General features: G+C 57.4%; 17 protein-coding genes. 8 read left to right on the top strand and 9 right to left on the bottom strand.

What is annotated here, in order from left to right; translation table 11 throughout:
* Nucleotides 1-40: 40 nt before the first annotated feature.
* The 3 genes from VF639_RS10010 to VF639_RS10000 form a co-directional block, all read right to left on the bottom strand.
* Nucleotides 41-1,165: an SDR family oxidoreductase gene (locus VF639_RS10010; protein WP_331145759.1), complete on the bottom strand. Its 1,125-nt coding sequence runs from the start codon at nucleotides 1,163-1,165 to the stop codon at nucleotides 41-43.
* Nucleotides 1,166-1,525: 360 nt separating this feature from the next.
* Nucleotides 1,526-2,347 carry an aldo/keto reductase gene (locus VF639_RS10005; RefSeq protein ID WP_331145758.1) on the bottom strand — a complete coding sequence of 274 codons (822 nt, stop codon included), beginning with the start codon at nucleotides 2,345-2,347 and terminating at the stop codon, nucleotides 1,526-1,528.
* A 505-nt stretch (nucleotides 2,348-2,852) separates the two neighbouring features.
* A complete protein-coding gene (locus VF639_RS10000; protein ID WP_331145757.1) occupies nucleotides 2,853-4,580 on the bottom strand; it encodes a PQQ-dependent sugar dehydrogenase in 1,728 nt (575 codons plus the stop codon).
* A gap of 363 nt (nucleotides 4,581-4,943) precedes the next feature.
* On the opposite strand from VF639_RS10000, the gene VF639_RS09995 reads away from it, so the two are divergent.
* Nucleotides 4,944-5,306: a hypothetical protein gene (locus VF639_RS09995; RefSeq protein ID WP_331145756.1), complete on the top strand. Its 363-nt coding sequence runs from the start codon at nucleotides 4,944-4,946 to the stop codon at nucleotides 5,304-5,306.
* Nucleotides 5,307-5,554: 248 nt separating this feature from the next.
* On the opposite strand, the gene VF639_RS09990 is transcribed toward VF639_RS09995, so the two are convergent.
* The 3 genes from VF639_RS09990 to VF639_RS09980 all read right to left on the bottom strand — a co-directional run bounded on the left by VF639_RS09990 (nucleotide 5,555) and on the right by VF639_RS09980 (nucleotide 7,396).
* Nucleotides 5,555-5,995: a carboxymuconolactone decarboxylase family protein gene (locus VF639_RS09990; protein ID WP_331145755.1), complete on the bottom strand. Its 441-nt coding sequence runs from the start codon at nucleotides 5,993-5,995 to the stop codon at nucleotides 5,555-5,557.
* Nucleotides 5,996-6,085: 90 nt separating this feature from the next.
* Entirely contained in the window at nucleotides 6,086-6,673 is a 588-nt protein-coding gene (locus VF639_RS09985) for a Crp/Fnr family transcriptional regulator (RefSeq protein ID WP_331145754.1), read from the bottom strand.
* 75 nt (nucleotides 6,674-6,748) lie between these two features.
* Complete coding sequence (locus VF639_RS09980; RefSeq protein ID WP_331145753.1) at nucleotides 6,749-7,396, bottom strand: MOSC domain-containing protein; 648 nt, start codon at nucleotides 7,394-7,396, stop codon at nucleotides 6,749-6,751.
* Between the two features lie 286 nt (nucleotides 7,397-7,682).
* Between VF639_RS09980 and VF639_RS09975 the strand changes: the two genes are divergently transcribed.
* Both VF639_RS09975 and VF639_RS09970 read left to right on the top strand, forming a co-directional pair.
* A complete protein-coding gene (locus VF639_RS09975; protein ID WP_331145752.1) occupies nucleotides 7,683-8,216 on the top strand; it encodes a hypothetical protein in 534 nt (177 codons plus the stop codon).
* Between the two features lie 107 nt (nucleotides 8,217-8,323).
* On the top strand, nucleotides 8,324-8,992 hold the full coding sequence (locus VF639_RS09970; protein WP_331145751.1) for an XAC2610-related protein: 669 nt from the start codon (nucleotides 8,324-8,326) through the stop codon (nucleotides 8,990-8,992).
* Between the two features lie 702 nt (nucleotides 8,993-9,694).
* On the opposite strand, the gene VF639_RS09965 is transcribed toward VF639_RS09970, so the two are convergent.
* The gene (locus VF639_RS09965; protein ID WP_331145750.1) at nucleotides 9,695-9,838 is read right to left on the bottom strand and encodes a hypothetical protein; all 144 of its coding nucleotides are present in this window, start codon (nucleotides 9,836-9,838) and stop codon (nucleotides 9,695-9,697) included.
* Nucleotides 9,839-9,933: 95 nt separating this feature from the next.
* Here VF639_RS09965 and VF639_RS09960 point away from each other — a divergent pair, with 95 nt between their 5' ends.
* The 4 genes from VF639_RS09960 (at nucleotide 9,934) to VF639_RS09945 (ending at nucleotide 15,564) form a co-directional block, all read left to right on the top strand.
* Nucleotides 9,934-12,126 (top strand): TonB-dependent receptor, encoded by a 2,193-nt coding sequence (locus VF639_RS09960; protein WP_331145749.1) that lies wholly within the window; start codon nucleotides 9,934-9,936, stop codon nucleotides 12,124-12,126.
* 319 nt (nucleotides 12,127-12,445) lie between these two features.
* The gene (locus tag VF639_RS09955) at nucleotides 12,446-13,141 is read left to right on the top strand and encodes a hypothetical protein (RefSeq protein ID WP_331145748.1); all 696 of its coding nucleotides are present in this window, start codon (nucleotides 12,446-12,448) and stop codon (nucleotides 13,139-13,141) included.
* A 349-nt stretch (nucleotides 13,142-13,490) separates the two neighbouring features.
* On the top strand, nucleotides 13,491-14,585 hold the full coding sequence (locus VF639_RS09950) for a sensor histidine kinase (RefSeq protein ID WP_331145747.1): 1,095 nt from the start codon (nucleotides 13,491-13,493) through the stop codon (nucleotides 14,583-14,585).
* Nucleotides 14,586-14,766: 181 nt separating this feature from the next.
* On the top strand, nucleotides 14,767-15,564 hold the full coding sequence (locus tag VF639_RS09945; RefSeq protein ID WP_331145746.1) for a LytR/AlgR family response regulator transcription factor: 798 nt from the start codon (nucleotides 14,767-14,769) through the stop codon (nucleotides 15,562-15,564).
* A 22-nt stretch (nucleotides 15,565-15,586) separates the two neighbouring features.
* On the opposite strand, the gene VF639_RS09940 is transcribed toward VF639_RS09945, so the two are convergent.
* Nucleotides 15,587-16,207, bottom strand: a complete 621-nt coding sequence (locus VF639_RS09940) for a GNAT family N-acetyltransferase (RefSeq protein WP_331145745.1) — start codon at nucleotides 16,205-16,207, stop codon at nucleotides 15,587-15,589.
* 302 nt (nucleotides 16,208-16,509) lie between these two features.
* On the opposite strand from VF639_RS09940, the gene VF639_RS09935 reads away from it, so the two are divergent.
* Complete coding sequence (locus tag VF639_RS09935) at nucleotides 16,510-17,742, top strand: isocitrate dehydrogenase (NADP(+)) (RefSeq protein ID WP_331145744.1); 1,233 nt, start codon at nucleotides 16,510-16,512, stop codon at nucleotides 17,740-17,742.
* An 83-nt stretch (nucleotides 17,743-17,825) separates the two neighbouring features.
* On the opposite strand, the gene VF639_RS09930 is transcribed toward VF639_RS09935, so the two are convergent.
* The gene (locus VF639_RS09930; RefSeq protein ID WP_331145743.1) at nucleotides 17,826-22,040 is read right to left on the bottom strand and encodes a hybrid sensor histidine kinase/response regulator transcription factor; all 4,215 of its coding nucleotides are present in this window, start codon (nucleotides 22,038-22,040) and stop codon (nucleotides 17,826-17,828) included.
* Nucleotides 22,041-22,198 lie beyond the last annotated feature (158 nt).

Genomic DNA, 22,198 nt, shown 5'->3' with positions numbered 1-22,198 from the left:
GCGCGAGCAGTGGGCTGCAGCCGTTCCCGGTAGCCACCGATTAAACATCGCCAAAAACCTCTATCACCGTAACCTCCACTTCTTCGATTACAACCGGAGCTGCCTCGCCCTGATTAATGGCCTCCTGCTCTGGCGGTGCCATCGCCTGGCTGTCTTGGCCATCAGCGGATTTGCCGAGCAGCCAGGCGGCGGTACCGAGGCCGGCAACGGCGGCAGCGGTCAGCAGCGGATGCTTTTGAGCTTTCACGTACCAGCTGCTCGAGCGGAACCAACCCTCGTGCGAGCCTCGCTCGTGCAGGCCATAGCCGGCATGGTACAGGCCCGAGGTTTCGTGGTTGCGCGAGGGGCGCTTGGGGTCAATTTGGGTGGGATAGATAAGGACCTCCATAATCTTGTCCATGAGGCGCGGGGCCAGGTGGCCAACTGCCGCCAGGGCTTTGGCCTGGAAGCCTACGTACATGTCGCGCTTGGGGTGCTCGGCTGCGAACAAGATGGCCTCGGCCACCGTCTCGGGCGGGTACACCATGCCCCGGTGCGCTACCTGGTGCTTGTAGTAGCTTTGGGCGTGCTCGTTGTAAGGAGTGTCGATGCGGCCGGGGTGGATGAGCGTAACCGAAACCGGCGCCTTTTCTATTTCCAGTTCCATGCGCAAGGCGTTGGTCCAGCCGTGCAGGGCGTGCTTCGACGTGCAGTACGTGGATTGAATGGGCGTGGCCCGGTCGCCAAAGAAGCTGCCGATGTTGATCAGGGCTCCGGGTTCCTGGCGGCGCTTGTAGTGCTCCACGGCCAGGCGCGAGCCATATACCGTGCCCCAATAGTTGGTGTCGAACATGCGCTTCATGTCGGGGATGCTGACCTCGTCGCAGTGGCCGAAGATGGACACGCCTGCGTTGTTCACCCACGTATCGAAGGTGCCAAATTCCGCTACCGCCGCCGCGGCCAGCCGGAACATATCTTCCTCGCTGCCGACATCGGTAGGTACGGCCAGCGCGGCGCCGCCCTGGCTGTTTATTTCGTCGGCAAGTTGGCGAATGGCGTCGGCATTGCGGGCGGCCAGCACCACGGTCGCGCCCTTCCGAGCCGCCATGCGCGCCGTTACCAGCCCAATGCCGCTGGATGCGCCCGTAATAACGATTACCTGTTGGTCGAGTGGTTTGAGCTTCATGCGAATAAAGAGGTGAGTTGGTCTGATATAGGGGGCAGGAAACAAGGCACACACTTCCACTTACCGGGTGCCTGTCAAGGCCCGAATTAGAAAGAAATGAAGTGGCTTTTGCAATAACATTCTCACGCCCTGTTCCAAAGATTACGCTCTGAATAGCAAGTGGTTATAGTCGAGTAAAGCGAAAGGACAACCGACCTAAACCGTAAAAAGCAACAAGCTCAGCTGCACTAACTCCCTGGCTTACAAGGCAGTCATAACCACACAACAGGCTGGTTGCTGCCTAGCTGTGACAAGTTTTAAACTTTCGATTCCCCTTGGATGCCGTTGGCATTATCCTCTCTCCCGGAGTTGGGCCACGGCCTACAACCCTCGCACGTAAGCGGCCATTTTCTCCCGCGTAGCTTCGTCCGGCAATTCTCCTTCGCCTGCCAGCAGGTTGTCGGCCAGGTGCGCGGGGTTGCTCGTGCCGGGTATCACGCACGTGACGGCGGGGTGAGCCACGAGGAACTTAAGCAGGAACTGCGCCCAATTGGTAATCCCTAGCTCGGCGGCCCAACCGGGCAGGGCTTTGCCGCGCACCCGCAGTAGCAGATTGCCTTCGGTAAAAGGCCGGTTGATAAGCGTAGCTACCCCGCGCTCCGCTGCCACCGGCAATAGCCGCTTCTCGGCGTGCCGGTCGAGGATAGAGTAATTGAACTGCACGAAATCCAGGGTTTCCGAACTCAGAATCCGGGCCAGCTCGTCGTGCATGGCGTCGGTGTAGTGCGTGATGCCCACGTACCGCACCTTGCCCGCGGCCTGCCAGTCGCGTAGCGTCCGGAGGTGGGTTTTCCAGTCTACCAGGTTATGGATCTGCATCAGGTCGATGCTGGGGCGGCGCAGCTTCCGCAACGAATCCTCCATCTGCTGGATGCCCGCCTCCCGGCCCTGCGTCCAAACTTTGGTGGCGTAGAAAAAGGCGTCTGGCGCTTCCGGCTGGCTGGTTAAGTCGCCCACCACTTCCTCGGCCCGCCCGTACATCGGCGACGAGTCGATGACGGTGCCCCCGGCCGCGTGCAGCGTAGCCAGGGTTTGCTGCAACGGCGGATAGGCGGAAGTGCTACGGACATCGAACGTCTGCCAGGTACCTAGCCCGATAACGGGAAGTGGCTGCTGGCTGGAAGGTATCAGGCGGGTATGCATGGGAAAGGGAGTAAAATGCAACCAGAAGTCTAGCCTAGGTGCTACGTATTTTCTGATGTACCGTACGCCGGCACAACAACTGCTATTCCGCAGGCGAGTTGTTCAGGCGGGGCCTCACCCCCTAGCCCCCTCTCCTAGGGGAGAGGGGGAACTAGCTTTAGTTAAGCTGTTAGCTCTAAAAAGCTATTTGAGTTAACAGAAGAGCGACTAGAACGGTGTAATGACGCCTCTTTGCGTAGCCGATGGTCGTTCAACGATGAGACGCGGAGAGGTGTCACTACATCGTTCGGTGATTTCGAAAACGTAACGCAAACAGCCTTTAAAAAGCTAGAAGCTAGTTCCTCCTCTCCCGTAGGAGAGGGGGCTAGGGGGTGAGGCTCCGTCAGAACAACTCGCCTGCGTAAGGTCAGATAGAGCATGACAGTTAGCTTGGCAACGTAAACACGCGAGCTGCTTTGGCGGCGCCTTTGCAGAGCGGTTTATTGTCTCTGTTCACCCCTCTGGCTCACTGCTGCCGGAGCCCGGCTAATAAAGCAGGGGCATTCTGCTGCGCCCGCACCTTTTCCTGCGCGGTGAGAGTGGGTTTGAGCAGCAAATCGAAGACCGGACGTTGCGCTGGCGGCAAACCAGCGCGTTTCACGCGGCGGTCTTTCGGTTGCAGCTTTTGCACCATGGCGGTAGCTTCCTGCAAGGCTTGCTTTGAACTCACTGGCTCGCGGGCCGATACCGGCGGATTGGTGGCGGAGCCGCCGCGTACATACGTGTATTCCAGCAGACAACCCTTGCACACCGTGCCCTTGGGCGCGTCCTGAGAAGGGCCGGACGTGACGGTGGCGCTGTCGGTGGCGAGGTAGAGTTTGGTGCCGTCAGGCGAAACAGCAACGTCGCGGTAGCGGACGGGCGCTTTGAAATACATCACCGTGTCGCTGGCGACGGCGGTGCCCGCGTCATTCAGTTTCAGGCGGACCAGCTTGCCCCGTTTCAGGGTTGGAATCAAGAGGGAGTTCTGCCAGCCCGGAATGGCATTGGCCGTGTAAACGGCTAGGCTGCTCGGGGCTTCCGAGTTCCAGGTCGGCTCGTCGGGGTCGTGGCTGCGGGTGCGGGTGAGTACGGTGGTCAGGAAATCGTGGCTGAGCGGGTAAAGCGTGGCCAGCGGGTCGCGGTAAGTGGGGCCGAGGGCTTTGGCGTTGGCTTGTTCGCTGGCGATGGTGGGGTAGGTGGTGTGCCAGGGGCCCGGCAGGCTGGGGTGCTCGGAAGCAGCAGCGGCCAGGCCGTTGTAGTTGCCATCAGCAAAGCCGAGCACCAGCGGGTGACCGTAGTTTTTGCCTTTCTCGATGAGGTTGATTTCATCATCGGAATACGGCCCGTGCTCCGACGAGTACAGTCGGCCGTTGCCGCCCACCACGGCGTAGGCTAACCCCTGCGGGTTGCGGTGCCCGAGGCTCCACACCGCGCTTTGCTGCTTGGTGCTGAATGGGTTATCGTTGGGTAACCAACGGTCGGCGGCGTTGGGGTCGGCGTCAGGTTCCAGGTTGAAGCGCAGGATTTTGCCTTCGTAGGAGTTGGGGTTTTGGGCGTGGTTGGGCCGGCCACCGTTGTCGAACTGGCCGGCACCCAAGTCGCCCACCGAATAGAACAGGTAGCTGCGGCCGGCAACGGGGGCTATCAGCAGGCGGCCGGCGTTGTGGTCGTTGCTGGCCGGAATGGTGTCGCAGAGCACCAGGGGGCGGCTTAGGGTTTGGGTGGCGGCATCGTACTGGTAACGCACCAGGCGGGCCGTGAAAAAGTTGCCGCCGTGGTTGGGGGCGCTGCCGCTGCCAGGCTGGTTGGCACCCGCAAACGAGTGAATGTAAGCCAGGTACACGTAGGGCTGGCCCTGCAACAGCTGCGGGTGCAACGCCAGACCCATCAGGCCACCCTGCGGCCAGGGCTTGCCGCCGTCTACCGCGTCCGGGATCTTGTCGTAGCGCGGGAAATGCCGCTCCTTACTCACGTCCAGTAGCACTTTGCGGGCGCCCGTGGCCGGGTCAACGCGGCTGACACGGTAGCCTTTGGCCTCGGTCATCCACAGAAAATTGTCGGGGCCGTAGGTTATTTCCCACGGGTCGCTGAGCTGGCGGGCTACCACTCGCTCGGTGAATTGCTCGCCCTGCGGACCCACTACGGTTTGGGCCACTGCCTGGCTTAGCAGCAGCGCCCACATTCCACACAAAACAACAAGCCGTAACCGCATGAATTCTAGGGAAAGTCAGATAGAAAGTTTTCTTTGAAAGGCGGCTTTCCTTACTCTCGGGCAGCGGATTATGTTATGGTCGACCTTGCCGCCGGTCGTTTTCTTAGCATGGCGGTTGCCTGGAAAAGCAGCTGGCAGTTGAAATAAACTGCGCTTCAAAACGCCAATAACACAAGGCAGTAGGCCTGAATTCGTGAAATCAGTGGCACCATCTTGCCTTGCTGCCGTATAACGCTGCTACGGCGCAGCCAGAGGAATGTGACGGGCTGTCTTTCGCTTTCTGCTGCTTATCAATCAGGCCTCCACCGGCTCCTAATTCAACACCCTTCCTTTCAACCTAGCATTTAGCTACACACCAAGGCCATGACCAAGAAAAAAAACAAAACCAAAAAGACAACGGCTGTTAAACCCAACGGCATCAACAAGCTGATCAGCTTGAATAAACTAAGCAAAAACCAAACAACAGCTCTGGTAGGAGCAGGTGTAGCCGCTGCCGCTGCGGGCGCCTACTATCTAACCAAAGACAAAGTCGACTGGTCGTTTTTGACGGGTAAGAAAAGCGGCGCTAAAGCCTCGGGTGCTGGTAAGTCGGGCAACCCAACGGCTCCTAACACCGAAGCCCCGGTTGATGTGGCCCTAAACAATGAAGTGGCTGAATCCACCGTGCACAACCCCAACAACGAAGGCGAATTCACTGACGACGGCGCCACCGGCAACGCTGACTAGCGTGGTGTAGCGCAGAAGCCACAGGAAATCTGTTCCGCGACGAGCAACGCGAGTCCCTACGCGTATGAGCCACGCGGCGCAGTGCTATATACTCGCGTTGCTCGTCGCGGAACAGATTTCCTGTGGCTTCCGCGCTACATTCTGTGCTATTAGTGAGTACGCACAACGGCTCCTGTACTATGTACTGTACGGGAGCCGTTGTGCGTAGGGACGGGTCGTTTAATGATGAGACATGAAGTGTCACGTCTCTACGGCGTTCCGGCATCGAGAGGTAACTGGGTTGAAATGGCAATGCGGTTCCAGGCGTTGATGGTTACGATGGCCATAATAGCCTGCGCTAGATAGTGCTCATCGAACAAGGCGGCAGCCTGCTGATAGGTGGCGTCAGATACGTGCTGGCCGATGAGAGTTACTTCCTCGGTCAGGGCCAGTAAGGCTTGCTCTTCGGGGGTGAATAAAGTGGTTTCGCGCCAAGCCGACAGCAGGTACAGCCGCTGCTCGGTTTCGCCGGCTTTGCGGGCATCCCGGGAGTGCAGGTTGAGGCAGTAGGCGCAGCCGTTTATCTGCGAGGCCCGCATCTTAATCAGTTCTTTGTGCGTGCCGCTGAGCCGGGAGGTGCCGAGGTATTTCTCCAGAGCATACATGGCTTTATAGGCTTCGGGTTCGGTGTGCTGGATGTTGAGACGCATCTTCTTGGGGTTTAGCGGGCGTTGAAGTATGCATCAAATTTCCGCCGCAGCGCCCGAAAAAAACTTAATCTAGTTCAAGAAATGAACGTCTCACGTGTGGCTCACCTTCGCCCTGATTTTGCTGAGAAACTCCGGCGTAAATCCTAAATAAGAAGCCAGCATATACTGTGGCACCCGCTGCACAAAGCCCGGAAAAGTTGAGTTGAAATGATGGTAGCGTGCTTCGCCCGATAAGCTAAAGATGAATTTGATGCGGAACAGCGCCGCTGCGGTCGACTTCTGCAGCAGCAGGCGGAAATAACGCTCTAGCTGCGGTAGTCGGCTGAACACTTCCTCCTGCACACGCCTATCAAGCACTACCACCTCCGTGTTTTCTACGGCCTGAATATAGAATTGCGAAGGCGTCTGCGTGTCGAGGCTGGCGTAATCGGTTAGCCACCAGTCCTCGATGCCGAACTGAATGGTTTGCTCGTTGCCTTTCTCGGTGGCGAGGTAGGTGCGCAGGCAGCCGCGCAGCACAAAGTAGTTGGCCGGGCAAATTTGCCCCTCCGTGAGCAGATGCTCTTTGCGGGCAATGGTTTGCCGCGTCAGATACGTTTGCAGCGTGTCGGCTTCGGCAGCACTCAGGGGCACGTACCGGGCTATGTGCGCAAATAGAGGAGCAAATGGGCTGGACATAGACGTGAAGATGTAGCCGAAGCCGACGGTTGTTTCAAGCAATTCAAAGCCTGCCCTTTGGGCCTCGTATCTCCCTCAATTCGAGCCTTCCGCCACCATACGCGTGAACCGCTCCCGCCACGACGCCGACAGGTACGGCATGGCTAGAATCTCCTGAATCTTATCAAGGTCTTTGGGGCCGGAGGCATTGTTATCCACTATGTCCTGAATGGTAACGGCGTAGGGCGAAGCCTGCAGCAAGCTAATAGCGTCGCCCACCTGCACGATTCCTTCCTGCTCTACCCGGAAGTAGATGCCGCTGCGCCGCGCCAACTCGAACTGCCGAACCATGCCGTCGTCCTGCAAACGAATACCGAGCTTAAAGCAGGGCTGGCGGGGCTGAAACGCCATCAGAACGGCCGTGCCTATCTGGTATAAGCTGCCGATACACACCTCACTCTCCAGCAGACCAACCGTCGTCAGGTTTTCGCCAAACGCTCCCGGCACCAGCCTGGCCGCGGGCAGGTAGTCCTTCCAGTAGGCGTAGTGCTCTTGCGGATAGGCGTACACCGCTTTGTTTGGCCCACCGTGCACCCGCAAGTCGGCCTGCCCGTCGCCAGCCAGGTGTTCGGCATACACCAGTACGGGGCCGGCCACGGGCTGCTTGAAGATGCTCGTGCGCACCTGCCGGCCGTGCCATTCATATTCTTGCGGCAGGCCAATATTGAGGGAGGTAATGTGCATGGCGTTACGGGGTTAGAAGTAGGCTAGCACAAGATAGGGAGCCGCACCATAATGCAAACCAGCAGCAAGGCGTTGAGGTCGTCTGGTGGTGCTTCGGGGGCTTTTGGTCCGGCAGCGGCTGGTTTGGAGAGGTCGACCCGCTGTTCCGCTTCAGTCTTCAGATCTATTGGTAGCGTAATCCCACTTATTTTGGTACAGATTACGCTACTCAGTAGCGTACTATGGACAGATTGACGCTACTTGCAGTGCACTTAGTAGCGGCAATCCAAATGTTAGCTGACATTTTATGAAATCATCTGTTTTATTAGTTGTATTGGTATTTGTAATTTGCTCTTGCCATGATATTGGACAAGATAAAGTTCATCAATTAACAGGTAGTTTAAATCAAAAGTTAGTAAGTGTAAAATATCCGGGAATTACACATCGGCCGGAGATAAAGAAAATAGATAATAGCAATTCAAAGCTTGATACAATACCGAATATTTCATTTGATAAAATGACTATAGTATCAAGCGGACAAGTTTCATCTTGTACGATAATCAAAGTTAATGGGTGTGATTTTGATTTAGTTACAAGAGGCAATAACACGATTTACTTGGCCACGCGGGATAAGAAGTTTCAAACACCTGAAGGTTTTAAAGTTGGAATAAGGTTTTCAGAATTGCCAAAAGACATCCAAACTGAATTAACCAAAGAACCTGGCTGGGGTTATTATTATAAATTATCGTCTGGGTGGATGTTAGGTTTTTGCGAAGGGAGTTCCTGTACAGATAACTATCCAGAGATTAATTCTCGCATAAATTGGATTTTCAAGCGATAATAAAATTGCCAGCTAATAATGTGTTTATAAAGTTGTGAATAGATGTCAATTATTCAATTTAAATTACTATTTTGTTTTTTTGGTTAATTGAAACTACCATTTTTGAAATGCCACAACTTTATAAACATTCTAACGTCAGCTGCAATTTTATGAGTTGCTTATTCTATATAGCTTTTATTGTAATTATTGCTTTCCCTGTTGGACTGAAAGCACAGCAGACGCAGACTGCTATAATAAAGGGCAGGCGTTACACTGGACAATTAGATAAGTCAGGCTTTTGTTTAATCACTCAAAAACGAGATACTGTTCTAAGTTTGCCTCAAGCCGACTTCTTTGGTTTTACGTTTAAGGATTTTAATCTGGACGGCTACAAGGATATTTACCTGGAGTGGAGCGGTAATATGCCAGACCGCTATACCCTTTATTTATTTGTTCCCTCAAAAGGAAATTTCAAAGAACTTACGGGCTTCAGCGAAGTTCCTTCAGCAAAACCAGTCAAAGGAACTGTATATTATTATTCATATTATCCATCAGGATGCGCTGACATGACGTGGGGTAGTGATTTATTCTATGTTAAAGATTATAAGATTTTCAAACTTGGAAATATCAAAGGTGATGGTTGTGGTATCAAAGATGATATTTCCATTTTCAGGGTCAGAGACGAAAAGAAACTTTTAATCAAAACGTTGCCTTTAATCACAATCAAAGCATATAAAGACAATAAGCGGGGTTATATTAAACACTATTGGACAAACAACTATAGCAAGTTTATATAGGGCGAGAAAAGACGCGGATAAAATGGTATGTTTAAAATTAGGAATAGAAGTTAACGTGGTGTTTTTTTAATTATCGTAATTTTATAAATAATTCATCCTTGTGCAATATTTAAAGCCACACTTAGCTATGAAAAGGATTATCGGTTATGCTTTTTTGATTTCAATTCTTGCTATAGAGTTGCTGTCATTGTATAGAGTTATTCTAAGCCGAAGTAGTTCGATTAAAATAGATTTAAAGATTCTGGCAAAGCAAGTTGAGGTTGTTTCGGAATGTGGACCTAATTATAGAATGACATTTAGGGTTGATGGCTATTAGGATAGATTTGGTATCTATTTAGGAACAAAGCGCCAGTTGTCAGCCAACCCATTGTTGAACCATATTCACGCGAATAGTGTCTACACGTTTCTTGTCGATCCCACTGTGTCGACTACTAATAAAATAAATACGGGGGTGAGAGGAATAAACTTACATGGGGTAGTTATCTATAGGCAATCCCAAGGTTTTAATTTACTCACTGGTATTCTCCTGACTCTGCTTGGTTCGGCTGGAATTTTTATGATTGCCAAATCCAAGCAAACAAAAAATGCCAGCTAGAGCAGTTTCATGAATCGGGTACTCCGGGCTCTCCTATCCTGGCGCGAGCTTCCAGCTCTTGACCAGCCAAACCAGGAGGCTGTGCCTCTTCCATCCGAACTATAGGTCTACAGTGGCGCGGCTCCGGCTTGCCGCTGCGCGGCAGTGGGGGCGGAGCCTCTACCCAAGGTCAGCATGCGCTGCAAGCTCGCGCCAGTGCGCACCGCGCCAGTGTCAGCAACGATGTGCGAAGCGGGAGCTTCGTGCTGCATGACGTTTCATCCGCCTAATCCGACGCTTCGGTAACAGCAAATTTTATTGGCTGCGGCAGCCGCCCACTTTTGGGCATCACTTTGCTGCTACCGCCATGAAACGTCTGCTACTCTTCTTATTGCTGCTGGCCTCCACCTCGGGGCTGCGGGCCCAATCTACTACCATCCTCAGCGGCACCGTCCGCGACGCGGCGGGGCAGGCACTACCGGGCGTGAACGTGTTCCTGCGCGGCACCTTCGACGGCATCAGCACCGATACGCTCGGCGCGTTTCGGTTCGAGACGCAGCAAGGTGGTGGTGCTACGCTGGTGCTGAGCTTGCTGGGCTATCAGGCGCAGGAGCTGCCGCTTACGCTGAGCGGGCAGCCGGTGAAGCTGGCCCTAAAAATGAAAGGCACGCCCCATGCCCTCGGGTCGGTGGTGGTGACGGCCGGCGCCTTTGAGGCTAGCGACGAGAAGCGCTCCGCCGCCCTCAACACCCGCGACGTGCAAACCACGGCCGGCGCGCTGGCCGACGTGGCGGGGGCGCTGAACACGCTGCCTGGTACCACTAAAGTAGGGGAGGAAGGCATGCTGTTTGTGCGCGGCGGGGCGGCCAACGAAACCAAAGTGTACATGGATGGCTTGCCCGTGTTGAACTTCTACAACGGGTCGGTGCCCGCCGTGCCGGCACGAGGCCGGTTTTCGCCCACGCTGTTTCGGGGCACGGTGTTCAGCACGGGCGGCTACTCGGCCCTGTACGGTCAGGCTTTGTCGGGCATACTGCTCCTGAATTCCACGGACCTGTCGCCGGAAACGCAAACGGGTTTATCGTTATCCAACTTGTTTGTGGGTGCTTCGCGGACGAAGCGCTGGGAGCAAACCTCGCTGGACGTGTCGGCCGACTATACCAACCTAACGCCTTACACCGGCCTGATGCCGCAGAACGTAGAGTGGGTGCGGGCGCCCCGCTCGGGCAGCAGCTCGATCAAGCTGAGCCACCGCACCGGGCAGGCCGGTATGCTTAAAGTATACGGTACCTGGAGCACGCAGCGCCTCACTATCCGGCAGCCTAGCCCCGAGCCCACCGGCCAGCAAACTGTAGCGCTTGCAACCGGCAACGGCTACCTCAACACCACTTTCCGCAGCCCCCTGCGCCGCGGCTGGAGCTTGCAAACTGGCGTAGCTCTCTCGCGTGACAACAAAGACGTACAGCCCGATACGCTGCGGCTGCGCACCTTGGAGCAAGCCCTGGTAGGCCGCGTAGTGCTCACCAACGATTCGGCGGGTGCCCGCTGGAACCTCAAGCTCGGCGTAGAAGGCGTGGGCCAGCAAGTGACGCAGCAGTATCAGCCCAACTTCACCGAGGCCAGTACTCGCTACGAAACCAGCTTCACTGAAAAGCGCGCGGCCGGCTTCGTAGAATCGGATTTCCAGTTGAGCGACCGGCTGGCGGGCCGGGCCGGTGCGCGGGTGGAGTACTCGGCGCTGCTCGGCCGCGCCAATGCCGCCCCCCGCGTAGCGCTGGCCTATCAGACCACTGAAAACAGTTCGGTATCCGGCGCCTACGGACGGTTCTATCAAACGCCCGACAACAGCCTGCTGTTGGTGCAGCCGAACCTGCGCTTCGAGTTAGCCACGCACTCGGTGCTCACCTACCAATACAACCACGACGGCAAGCTGCTGCAGGCCGAAGGCTACTACAAAACCTACGACCACCTCACCCGCTACAACGGCCACGACCCCTACAACCCCGCCACCTACAACAACGGCGGCTCCGGCTACGCCCGCGGCCTTGATGTGCTCTGGCGCGACCGTAAAACCGTGAAGAACTTGGAGTATTGGGTGAGCTACGGCTTCCTCGACACCCGCCGCCAGTACCGCACCGACCCGGTTTCGGCCGTGCCCACCTTCGCCGCCCGGCACAATGTGTCGGTGGTAGGCAAGTATTGGGTGCCCAAGCTGAATACGCTTTTCGGCGCCACCGCTTCCTACGGCAGCCCCCGGCGCTACTATGACCTCAACCAGCAAGGCTACAACCAGGGCGTGCTGCCTACTTATCAGGACCTGAGCTTGAACGCCAGCCACCTCACGCGCCTGTTCGGTCAGTTCACCATCATCCACGTCTCGGCCTCCAACCTGCTCGGCCGCCAGAACATCTACGGCTACCGCTACGCCAGCACCCCCGACGCCAGTGGCCAGTTCAACCGCGTAGCCGTGACGCCTACCGCGCCCCGCATGCTGTTCGTGGGCGTATTTATCTCGATAAACAAGAAAACCCCCGGCAACGTGAACGAGCGGCCGGAGTAGCCTCTGCTGGCTGCTGGCCAGCCATTAATTAACCTAAGCTGCCGCGTAGCGGCGGAAGGTTTGTAGTAAAACGGATGAATTGGAGCCTGCGCCGCGTAGCGGTGCCAGAAGTACAGGCGCCTCTGGCACCGCTACGCGGCGCTACCGCACTCGACCAACTCAGGGCTACAAACCTTTAGCCGCTACGCGGCAGTTCAGGTCAGCTAACAGAGCCTACGCTTCATCCGCCTAATCCGACGCTTCGGTAACAGCAAATTTCAAGGCCGCCGCCGGCCGCGCACCTTTAATCACTCAACCACCACAAACCATTTTCCACGTCATGAAAAAGCCCCTGTTCACCCTCGCCCTCGTTGCCGCTTCCTTCGCCGCCCTGGCTCAGCAGCCAACCCTCGCCGCTCCAGCCCCGGCTGCCTCTGCCGCCAGCCCCTACATCAACATGATGGCCGCTACCATCCAGGAGCTGCTGACTACCAACGACCCGGCCGCTACTCAGCAGGCCATCAGCAAGTTCGAGCGGGCCGCGGCTGTGATGCCCGCCGACTGGCTGCCCCGCTACTACCAGGCCTACGGCTACGTACGGTTGGGCTTCTTTGCCAAAGACGGTGAGGGGCAGGACAAGTACTTCGACCAGGCCCAAGCCGCGCTGGATCAGGCCCGCAAGCAACCCGCCGCCGATGCTTCCGAGCTGGCCGTGATGCAGGCTTACCTCTACCAGGGCCGCATTATGGTGTCGCCGATGACGCGGGCCATGCAGTACACAACCAAGGTGGGGGAGAGCCTTGCGCAAGCCGAAAAGCTGAACCCCGGCAACCCGCGCGTGTACCTGGTACGCGGCAACGACCTCAATTTCCGGCCTAAAATGTTTGGGGGCGGGCCTGAAGCTGCCAAACCCTACTACGACAAAGCCAAAGCCTGCTTCGACACTTTCCAGCCCGCTTCCAGTATCGCCCCCACCTGGGGCAAAGGCCAATTGGCGGGCATCCTGAAACAGTACGAAGCCACCGCCAGCAAATGAGTAGCTGAGTAACTGAAGGAATGAGGGAAGGGAAAAGAACGGTCATGCAGAGCATGTGGCGCATCAAGCCAGGGTGCGGAGCCGTAGTCGAAGCATCTCGCTCGAATCGTTGTGCCGGTCACCGCTCTCACTGCTCTTTCGGAGTTGCACTCCGAAAGCCACCCGTTGCAGAGTTGCACTCCGCCCGCCAGAACAAACCGCCAAGAACGTCGTGGACGGGCAGAGAGCAACTCCGCGGCGGGTGACTTTCGGAGTGCAACTCCGAAAGAGGGAAGGGTGCAACTCCGAAAGAGGGAAGTGACAAACTCCAACAAATCAGCCAATCAACCATCAATTCCCCCTATACTTGATGCAAACCTCTGCCGCTTCCGCTATGTCTGACTTCACGCCTGGCTACCTGCCCGACAACCGCTCCTGGCGTACTATAGGCAAAACTGTGCGGACTCTACTGCTGGTGAGCTTAGGGATTAGTGTGGGGCTGAGTACGCTGAACGGCTGGAAAATCTGGCCTGTGACCTTCGCCTACACCATCACGTACACGGTGGGCCTGTGGCTGATCAATGGCTACATGGTGAACTGGCTGAATGCCCGAATGCCCTGGACCGACCAGCCGTTGCGGCGGCTGCTGGTGACGCTGCTTATGTTGTTGGGCGGCTCGTTGGTGGTGATTGTGGGGGTGCAGGCTTCGTTTATGGTGCTGTACTGGCATCAGTCGTGGCGGGTGCTGCTCGATTCGGGGACGTGGGGCGACTACCTGGTGCCCCTGATAATTACGCTCATCATTTCCATGTTTCTGCACAGCCGCTCGTTTCTGCTGCAGTGGCGCGAGGCCGCCATCCGGGCCGAGCGGGTAGAAAAGGAAAACGCCGTGGCCCGTCTCGATTCGTTGCGCCGGCAGGTAGACCCGCACTTTCTGTTTAACTCGCTGAACGCGCTGACTTCCTTGATTGAAGAGAACGACCCGGCCCGCGCCACGCGCTTCGTGCGCCAGCTGGCCACCGTGTATCGCTACGTGCTCGACAGCCAGGAGCAGGAAGTGGTAACGCTAGCAGAGGAAATGCGCTTCGTGGAAGCCTATGTGTTTTTGCAGCGCACCCGCCTTGGCGAAGGCCTGCAAGTGGAAATTAGCCTGCCGCCCGCCGCCGACCTGGAGCAGCTGCTGGTACCGCCGCTGGCCGTGCAGCTCCTCCTCGAAAATGCGCTCAAGCACAATGCCACCAGCCAAAAGCAGCCCCTGCACATCAGCATCACGCTCGATGCGGCCACGCGGCAGCTGGTGGTGCGCAACGCCTTGCGCTACCGCCGCGTGCCCGACGGCGAGTCAACCGGCTTGGGGTTGCGCAACCTCGCCGCCCGCTATGCCTTCCTGACTTCACAGCCGATGACCGTGGAGAAAACAGAAACCGAGTTTATCGTCACGCTGCCGGTACTGGAGCTGGAATAAGCCGGAGAATGTAACGCGAAGTTTCACTTCGCGACTCGCGTAAGTACCGCCAGAACAACTTGAGCCTCGCGTAAGCGCCGTCGGGGTAATGTGCAGCCGACCATATTCCGGCGCCTCGCGAAGTGAAACTTCGCTTTACATTCAGGGCCGGCAACACCAGCCCTGCTCCCTACCTTCGCCTATGGCCTTTCCATCTACTCCACTGTTACGCGCCCTGATTATTGAAGACGAACCGCTGGCCGCCAACCGCCTGGCCGGGCTGCTCGAAAAGCAGCAGCCGCCCTTGGAAGTAGTAGGCACCGCCGAATCGGTGGCGGAGGCCGAGGCGCTGCTTCAGGCGCTACACCCGGCGCCGGACGTGCTGTTTCTGGACATTCACCTGGCCGATGGATTGAGCTTCGAGCTATTTGAGCGGCTGGAAATCCGCAGCCCGGTTATCTTCACTACGGCCTACGACAAGTATGCCCTGCGCGCGTTTAAAGTGAACAGCGTCGATTACTTGCTCAAGCCCATTGACCCCGACGAGTTAACGGCGGCCCTAACCAAGCTGCGGCAGCTGCGCGAAGCGGCTACTCCAACTTTCGATGCGGCCTTGCTGGCGCGCGTGCTCCAGCAGGCGCAGCCCGCTAAGGAGTATAAGTCGCGCTTTGTGGTGCGGGTGGGGGAGCACCTGAAGGCTGTTCCGGTGGAGCAGATTGCCTACTTCGCCAGCTTGGAAAAAGTCACGCTGCTACATACCCGCGAAGGCCGCCGCTTTGTGGTCGACTACACCCTGGAGCAGCTAGAGCAGATGCTTGATCCTACCGAATTCTTCCGCCTCAACCGCGCCTACCTGGCCCACGCCGATTCCATCCACGACATCATCCACTACACCAATTCCCGCCTCCAAACCGTGCTCAAGCCCGCCGCCCCCGAAGGCGAAACCGTGCTGGTCAGCCGCGAAAAAGTAGCCGCCTTCAAAGCGTGGCTGGATAGGTGAGGCGGTGATAAAAAGCGGCGGGCTACCCGGCTTGGCTGATCGGTTGCCAGTCCCACGCTACTACCACCCAATCCTGCTGCGACGTCGGGTCCAGGAAGCGGTGCAGCTCCTGGAACCCTACCCGTTTGTGGGCGCGGAGGGAGCGGGCGTTACGGGCCGAAATGTCCGTCACCAGCACTTGATAGTGCGGGCTATAGAGGGTGCGGTGGGCCTGATAAAGCTGGTCGAACAAGCCCAAGCCCCGGTAGCCTTCGGCGATGCATATCTGCCCCATGAGGTAGTAAGGATAATCGGCCAACAGGCTACCACGGTAGGGCAACGTCTCGGCCATGGCAAACAGGTCGTCGAGGGGTGGCACGTAGCCGCGGACCGCTGGCACTGCCACCAGCGCGTAGCCTACCAGGCGGCCGTCTGCTCGGGCTATGATACTAGGTGCTACGGCGTGGAGCTGCTGCAACTCGGCCAGCGTGTACTGCAACGTAACAAATCCTTCGCGCGCCTGCACATCGGCTGGCAACCGGCCAACGAGGTTCTGTTTTTGCAAGGCCAGAATGTCGCGCAGGTCTTCGTCGGTTTCAGCTAGGCTGATGTGCATGGGAAAATCAGTTGCGGGGAAGCCAGACAGGGCGGCAGGTAAGTGCATCAGGGCTTTCTTGAAAGCGAACAGGTTGTTGATGCGTTAGCCTCTAACGCAAATGCGCTGATCTGCGTTGAAATGGCTCCTACGCCGTAGTAGTCTGTAAAGTAGACTTGTCGGAAGCTCCTGACTACCAACCAGGCGCCGGAATACGTGCCTTGGGGTGCCAGCAATAACGCATATTATTCCATACTTTGGCGCGGGCAAAAAGCCTGATGCGTGCTCCTGTCGGCTAGGTGGCAAGCACGCAAACCTGTATCACAAAGCCTAGTGTCACCGCAACAACCTACCAAACCCAACCACAGATAATGGCCAAAATCAACGTAGCGAACCCCGTAGTAGAGCTTGATGGCGACGAAATGACGCGCATCATCTGGAAGTTCATCAAAGACAAGCTGATCCTTCCGTATCTGGAACTGGATATCAAATACTACGATCTGGGAATCGAATACCGGGACGAAACCAACGACCAAGTTACCGTTGATGCCGCCAACGCCATCAAGCAGTACGGCGTCGGTATCAAGTGCGCCACCATCACCCCCGACGAGGAACGGGTAAAGGAGTTCAGCCTCAAGCAGATGTGGAAGTCGCCCAACGGCACCATCCGCAACATCCTCGACGGCACGGTTTTCCGCGAGCCCATTGTGATGAGCAACGTGCCCCGCTTGGTACCGAACTGGACTGCTCCCATCTGCATCGGCCGCCACGCCTTCGGCGACCAGTACCGCGCCACCGATTTTCTGACCAAAGGCAAAGGCAAGCTCACCATCACCTTCACCCCCGAAGACGGGGGCGAAACGCAGTCGTTTGAAGTGTTCAACTTTAAAAGCGACGGGGTGGCCCTAGCCATGTACAACACCGACGAATCCATCCGGGGCTTCGCCCACGCCTGCTTCAATCAGGCCCTGATGAAAAACTGGCCGCTGTATTTATCGACCAAGAACACCATCCTGAAAAAGTACGACGGCCGCTTCAAGGACATCTTCCAGGAGATTTATGAGCAGGATTACGCCGAGAAATTCAGCGCTGCCGGCATCACCTACGAGCACCGCCTGATCGACGACATGGTGGCCTCGGCCCTGAAGTGGAACGGCAACTTCGTGTGGGCCTGCAAAAACTACGACGGCGACGTGCAAAGCGACACGGTGGCCCAAGGCTTCGGCTCGCTCGGCTTGATGACCTCCACGCTGGTTACCCCCGACGGCACCGTGATGGAAGCCGAAGCCGCCCACGGCACCGTAACCCGCCACTACCGTGACCACCAGAAAGGTAAGCCAACGTCTACCAACCCTATTGCGTCCATCTTCGCCTGGACCCGGGGCCTGGAGTTCCGCGGCAAGCTCGACAACAACCAGGAACTCATCGACTTCTGCACCGCCCTGGAGCAGGTGTGCGTCGAAACCGTGGAAAGCGGCAAGATGACCAAAGACCTGGCCGTTTGTATCCACGGCAACAAGGTGGAGCACGGCCGGGATTATCTCTACACCGAGGAGTTCCTGGAAGCGCTTGACCAAAACCTGAAAGCCAAGCTAGGTCAGTAAGCTTTGCGCCTGAAACCAAAAAAGGCCCACCCGGTAACCGGGTGGGCCTTTTTGCTTGTTGGTGCCAAGTGTAAGCCAGCCGATTAGTGTACCACTAACCCGACCTGCTCGCCTCCGCGGTGCTGCTTGGCGTATTCGGAGGGCGACATGCCGTACAACTTCTGAAACATAGTGCGGAAGTGCTTTAAATCCTGGATGCCCACTTGGTAGGCCACGTCGGAAATTCGCAGCTGCGTGCCGGCCAGCAGCTGCGCGGCCCGCTTCAAGCGCACGTCGCGAATAAATTCCACCACCGACTGGCCGGTAATGCTTTTCACGCGGCGGTAGAGAAACGACTGGCTCATGCCCATTTCCCGAAGCAACACCTGCACGTTGAATTCTGGGTCGGCGAGGTTGTCTTCCACCGCTTTCATGGCTTGTTCAAGGAAAAGCTTGTCAACTTCCGGGATGACCACCTTGGTAGGCTCCAGTAAGATCTGGCGCTCGTAGAACTCCCGCAGCTTGGCGCGGTTGCGCAGCACGGCCGAGACTTTGGCGTGGAGAATCTTGGGGTTGAAAGGCTTGCTGATGTAGTCGTCGGCACCGTTTTCCATGCCCTCCAGCTCGTGCACGGCCGCCGTGCGGGCAGTAAGCAACAGCACCGGAATGTGCAGCGTCTTAGGGTGTTGCTTGATTCTTTGGCAGAGTTCCAATCCGTCGCTCTGGGGCATCATGATGTCGCTCAACACCAAATCGGGCAGTAGGGCTTGCGCCTTTTCCCAACCCTCCACGCCGTCGGCGGCCACGGTCACCTCGAACTCCGAGTCAAACAACTGCTCTAGGTACTGCCGCAAATCGGTGTTGTCCTCGACGATAAGCAAACGCGGCGGACTGGCAAAAGCTTGCTCTGTTAAATCAACCAGTTGATCAGTACCCAGGGCAGTGGCCGCGGCGGGGGCAGAGAGGTGCTGTTCATCGGCAGGCACCTCGGGCCCGAAGTCGTTGGGCGTTAGATGTTCATGGCCGAAGGGCAGACGGACCGTAAATGTTGCCCCCTGATTCACCTGGCTGGTCACCGTGATTTCGCCGGCGTGGCGCTCCACAAACTGCTTCACCAACGACAAACCGATGCCCGTGCCCATCATGCGCAGGGTTTCCGTTTGAGAAGCCTGGTAGTACGCGTCGAAAATATTGGCCAATTCGTTGGGTGGCATCCCAATGCCCTGGTCGATAACTTTTATTTCCAGGTAGTTGTCCATCAAGCCATTCGGCCCGAAGACGGCGTTGCCGCTCGGCTGCCCTATTACCGCGGCCGTGACCGTGATGCTGCCATCTTCCTTGGTGTACTTGAAGGCATTGGCCAGCAGGTTAGTAAGCACGATTTCCAGCTTACCGGCATCGAAGTAAAGCTCTATGGGCTCGGGCGGCAGCAGCAGCGAGTAGGAGAGTTGCCGCTCTTCGGCTTTCAGCTTGAAAATCAGAAAGATTTCGGTTAGAAAGCCCACCATATCGGCGCGGGTGGCCCGCAGTGGCACCTTGCCGGCTTCTACCTTACGGAAGTCGAGGAGCTGATTCACCAGCTCCAGCAGCTTCCGGGTTTGCTTGTGCATGAGCACGATGTTGTCTTTGAAGCCCGTGAAGCGGTTGGCGGCCGAAAGCAGCTCTTCCATGGGCCCCAAAATCAAGGTAAGTGGCGTGCGCAGCTCGTGCGAAACGTTGGTGAAGAAGCTCAGCTTCAAATCCGTAAGTTCCTTCTCCTTCTCCACCCGGAATTTCTCTAACGCAAGCTTATTCTCCAGGCTTTGCTGCGCCATGGTCACGCGGCGGTAAACCAGCAGGGCGCCCATGAAAGCCAAGCCATACAGCAGGTACGCCCACCAGGTTTTCCACCAGGGCGGCAGCACAGTCAGTTGCAGGGTGGCCAGCTTGGTCGACCAGAGCCCGTCGCCGTTGCTGGCCTTCACTCGAAACGTGTAGTCGCCAGGCGGCAGGTTGGCGAAGCTGGCGGTACGCTGTCCGGGAGCGGCGGCAACCCAATCGGCGTTGTAACCCACTAACTGGTAGGCATATTGGTGCTTTTTGGGCGTGGCGTAGTTTAGCCCGACAAACTCCACCGAAAAGTCGTTTTCGTCGGCTCGAATGGCAATCGTTTGCGGATGAGCAAACGCCTTGGTCAGCAATACGCGCCCGTTGATGGTATCACCGACGGCCACGGTTTTGTTGGCCACCCGGAAGCCAGTGATGCGCACCACGGGCGGATACGGGTTGGCCCGGATGGTGCGCGGCTGGAAGTAGCTGATGCCGTTGATGCCGCCGAAATACAACGTGCCATCCTGCGCCCGGCAGGCGGCCCCAATCTTGAAAGCATTGCTTTGCAGACCATCGGCCACATCGTAGCGCAGGTAGCGGTGGGTGCTGGGCGTGACGCAGTACAAGCCCGTAGCCCCAATCCAGAGGTGGCCGTCTTCGTCGGTCAGCAAACTCTCCACGTCGCTCTCGGGCAGCCACTGACTGCAGCGCTGAATATGCTCGCGGCCCTGCGCGTCGGTGCTCAACTGGTGGAGGCCTCCGCCAATGGTACCGATCCATAGCGTGCCCTGGCGGTCTTGCAGCAAGGGCCACACATAGTTAACGCTCAGACTATTAGCGTTGCGCTCGTCGTGGCTGAACTGCTTGAGTAATACCAGCGAATCGGCGGTTACGCGCAGCTTCAGCAGGCCTGCATCGCGGGTGCTAGCCCACAACAAGTCTTGCTTGGGGTCGTAGAGCAGGTAGGTGAAATGGTCGGTAGGTAATCCCGTACCTACGCTGTAGGTTTTCAGGTGCTTGCCGGAGCGGCTGAAGCGGGCCAGGCCCGCGTTGAAGGTGCCTACCCACATGGTCCCGAAACGGTCCTCCACGATGGTTTCTACGCTGGTAGTTACTTGGTCTGGCTGGTTCGACAGGGCCGCGAAGGGCGTAATCTTCTCGCGGCCGTTTTCACGTTTGAGCGTGTAGAGGCCGTGGGTGCGGGTGCCGAGCCACAAGGTGCCATCCGACGCCTGCACCACCGCCGATACATCCACACCGGTCGAGTCGCTCGATTGTTGCCAGCTCAGGTAATTGCGGTAGGTTTTGCGCGCTAAGTCGTAGCAGGAAAAGCCGTTACGCGTGCCAATCCAAAGCAGGTTTTTCGCTTCCTCTTTGTAAATGGTGTTCACGTAGTTGTTGGGCAGGGTGGGCTTGGTCGTTAGTTGGTGCTGCAACTGCCCGAACGGCTTTTGGCGCAGGTCCACCTTGTTCAGGCCCCCGGCCGAAGCCGCCAGCCACAGCACCTGATCCTGATCCTCGAAGAGCTGGTGCACCCGCTCGGACTGCAAGCTGAACGGGTCGCCGCCCACGGGCAGAAACAGGGTGGGTTTGGTGAGCTGCACGGGTGGGGTGCTGCCCGTAACGGTGCCAGCCTGCCAGAGATATAAGCCGTAATCGGTGCCTACCCACAAGCGCCCAAACGTGTCCAAGCGAACATCGTGAATGTCGCGGCAGGCCTGGGGTAGGGGATGAGCGTCCAGGTTTTGAACGCGCAGCCGATCCTGGCGCGACACCCAAAATACCTGCCGGTTGGTGCCCAGCCAAAGGTCGCCGCGGCGGTCGAGGTGTATGCTGCGCACGGTAGCCAACGCCAGGGGAGCTTTGCGGGCAACCAGTGGTTTTGGGAGTGCGGTGCCAGCCTCCACTATCCGGAGCCCCGCGCCGAGGGTGCCCAGCCAGATTTGGCCTTCCGGCGCCGCTACCACGCTCATTACCTGGTAGTCGTTGCGGTTGTCTTCGGCCAGCGGAACCTGTTGCAGGTTGCGCAGTCGCCCTTGCGCGTCGAAGTCCAGCACAAACACCCCTTGGCGCTGGGTACCCACCCACAAGCGCCCCTGCGGGTCGGAGGTGATAACTGCCACATCGGCTTGGGCCAGCCGGCGGGCCAGGCTGTGGAGCGCCGCCGGGACTTGGTGCTCGTTGATATCAATAAAACGGTCGCGGTCGGCGTCGTACAAACTGAGGCCGCTGCTTTCGGCCCCCACCCACAGGCGCCCGTCGCGGCCCACGTGCAAGGCCCGGACCCGGTTGCCGGACAGGCCGTTCAGGGGGTTGACCGGCAGGATGTACTTTTTCAACTCGTAGCCGTCGTACCGATTGACGCCCCGGTTGGTGCCAATCCAGAGGAAGCCCAGGCGGTCCTGCGTAACGGCCATGGCGTCGCTGTGCGACAGGCCGTCGTTTACGGTCAGGTGTTCGAAGCGAAATTCACTGGGGGCATTTTGGGCCAAGCTGGTAGGGCATGCCATTCCCAGCAGGAAGAGGCACAGAGCTTGGGTAAGTAACCACTTCATATGTACTGAGCCTTGCAACAGGCTTGAAAACAAAAGAACAGCTTGGGCAGGAATTGAACTTGGGTAAGGCAGAGGTTGGACAGCGGCGTGAAGTGAGCCCCGATTGGCCGCGA

Origin of the sequence: Hymenobacter sp. (assembly GCF_036387835.1) — a bacterium.
Taxonomy (GTDB): Bacteria; Bacteroidota; Bacteroidia; order Cytophagales; family Hymenobacteraceae; genus Hymenobacter.
The sequence above is the reverse complement of the archived record's forward strand: the minus strand, read 5'-3'. Positions and strand labels throughout refer to the sequence as shown.

Coding starts and splice junctions, on each gene's coding strand:
- VF639_RS09975 (WP_331145752.1), top strand. CDS start 7,683: ATGAAATCATCTGTTTTATTAGTTGTATTGGTATTTGTAATTTGCTCT.
- VF639_RS10000 (WP_331145757.1), bottom strand. CDS start 4,580: ATGCGGTTACGGCTTGTTGTTTTGTGTGGAATGTGGGCGCTGCTGCTA.
- VF639_RS09940 (WP_331145745.1), bottom strand. CDS start 16,207: ATGCACTTACCTGCCGCCCTGTCTGGCTTCCCCGCAACTGATTTTCCC.
- VF639_RS09995 (WP_331145756.1), top strand. CDS start 4,944: ATGACCAAGAAAAAAAACAAAACCAAAAAGACAACGGCTGTTAAACCC.
- VF639_RS09990 (WP_331145755.1), bottom strand. CDS start 5,995: ATGCGTCTCAACATCCAGCACACCGAACCCGAAGCCTATAAAGCCATG.
- VF639_RS10005 (WP_331145758.1), bottom strand. CDS start 2,347: ATGCATACCCGCCTGATACCTTCCAGCCAGCAGCCACTTCCCGTTATC.
- VF639_RS09965 (WP_331145750.1), bottom strand. CDS start 9,838: ATGCAGCACGAAGCTCCCGCTTCGCACATCGTTGCTGACACTGGCGCG.
- VF639_RS09945 (WP_331145746.1), top strand. CDS start 14,767: ATGGCCTTTCCATCTACTCCACTGTTACGCGCCCTGATTATTGAAGAC.
- VF639_RS10010 (WP_331145759.1), bottom strand. CDS start 1,165: ATGAAGCTCAAACCACTCGACCAACAGGTAATCGTTATTACGGGCGCA.
- VF639_RS09980 (WP_331145753.1), bottom strand. CDS start 7,396: ATGCACATTACCTCCCTCAATATTGGCCTGCCGCAAGAATATGAATGG.
- VF639_RS09970 (WP_331145751.1), top strand. CDS start 8,324: ATGCCACAACTTTATAAACATTCTAACGTCAGCTGCAATTTTATGAGT.
- VF639_RS09935 (WP_331145744.1), top strand. CDS start 16,510: ATGGCCAAAATCAACGTAGCGAACCCCGTAGTAGAGCTTGATGGCGAC.
- VF639_RS09950 (WP_331145747.1), top strand. CDS start 13,491: ATGCAAACCTCTGCCGCTTCCGCTATGTCTGACTTCACGCCTGGCTAC.
- VF639_RS09955 (WP_331145748.1), top strand. CDS start 12,446: ATGAAAAAGCCCCTGTTCACCCTCGCCCTCGTTGCCGCTTCCTTCGCC.
- VF639_RS09985 (WP_331145754.1), bottom strand. CDS start 6,673: ATGTCCAGCCCATTTGCTCCTCTATTTGCGCACATAGCCCGGTACGTG.
- VF639_RS09960 (WP_331145749.1), top strand. CDS start 9,934: ATGAAACGTCTGCTACTCTTCTTATTGCTGCTGGCCTCCACCTCGGGG.
- VF639_RS09930 (WP_331145743.1), bottom strand. CDS start 22,040: ATGGCATGCCCTACCAGCTTGGCCCAAAATGCCCCCAGTGAATTTCGC.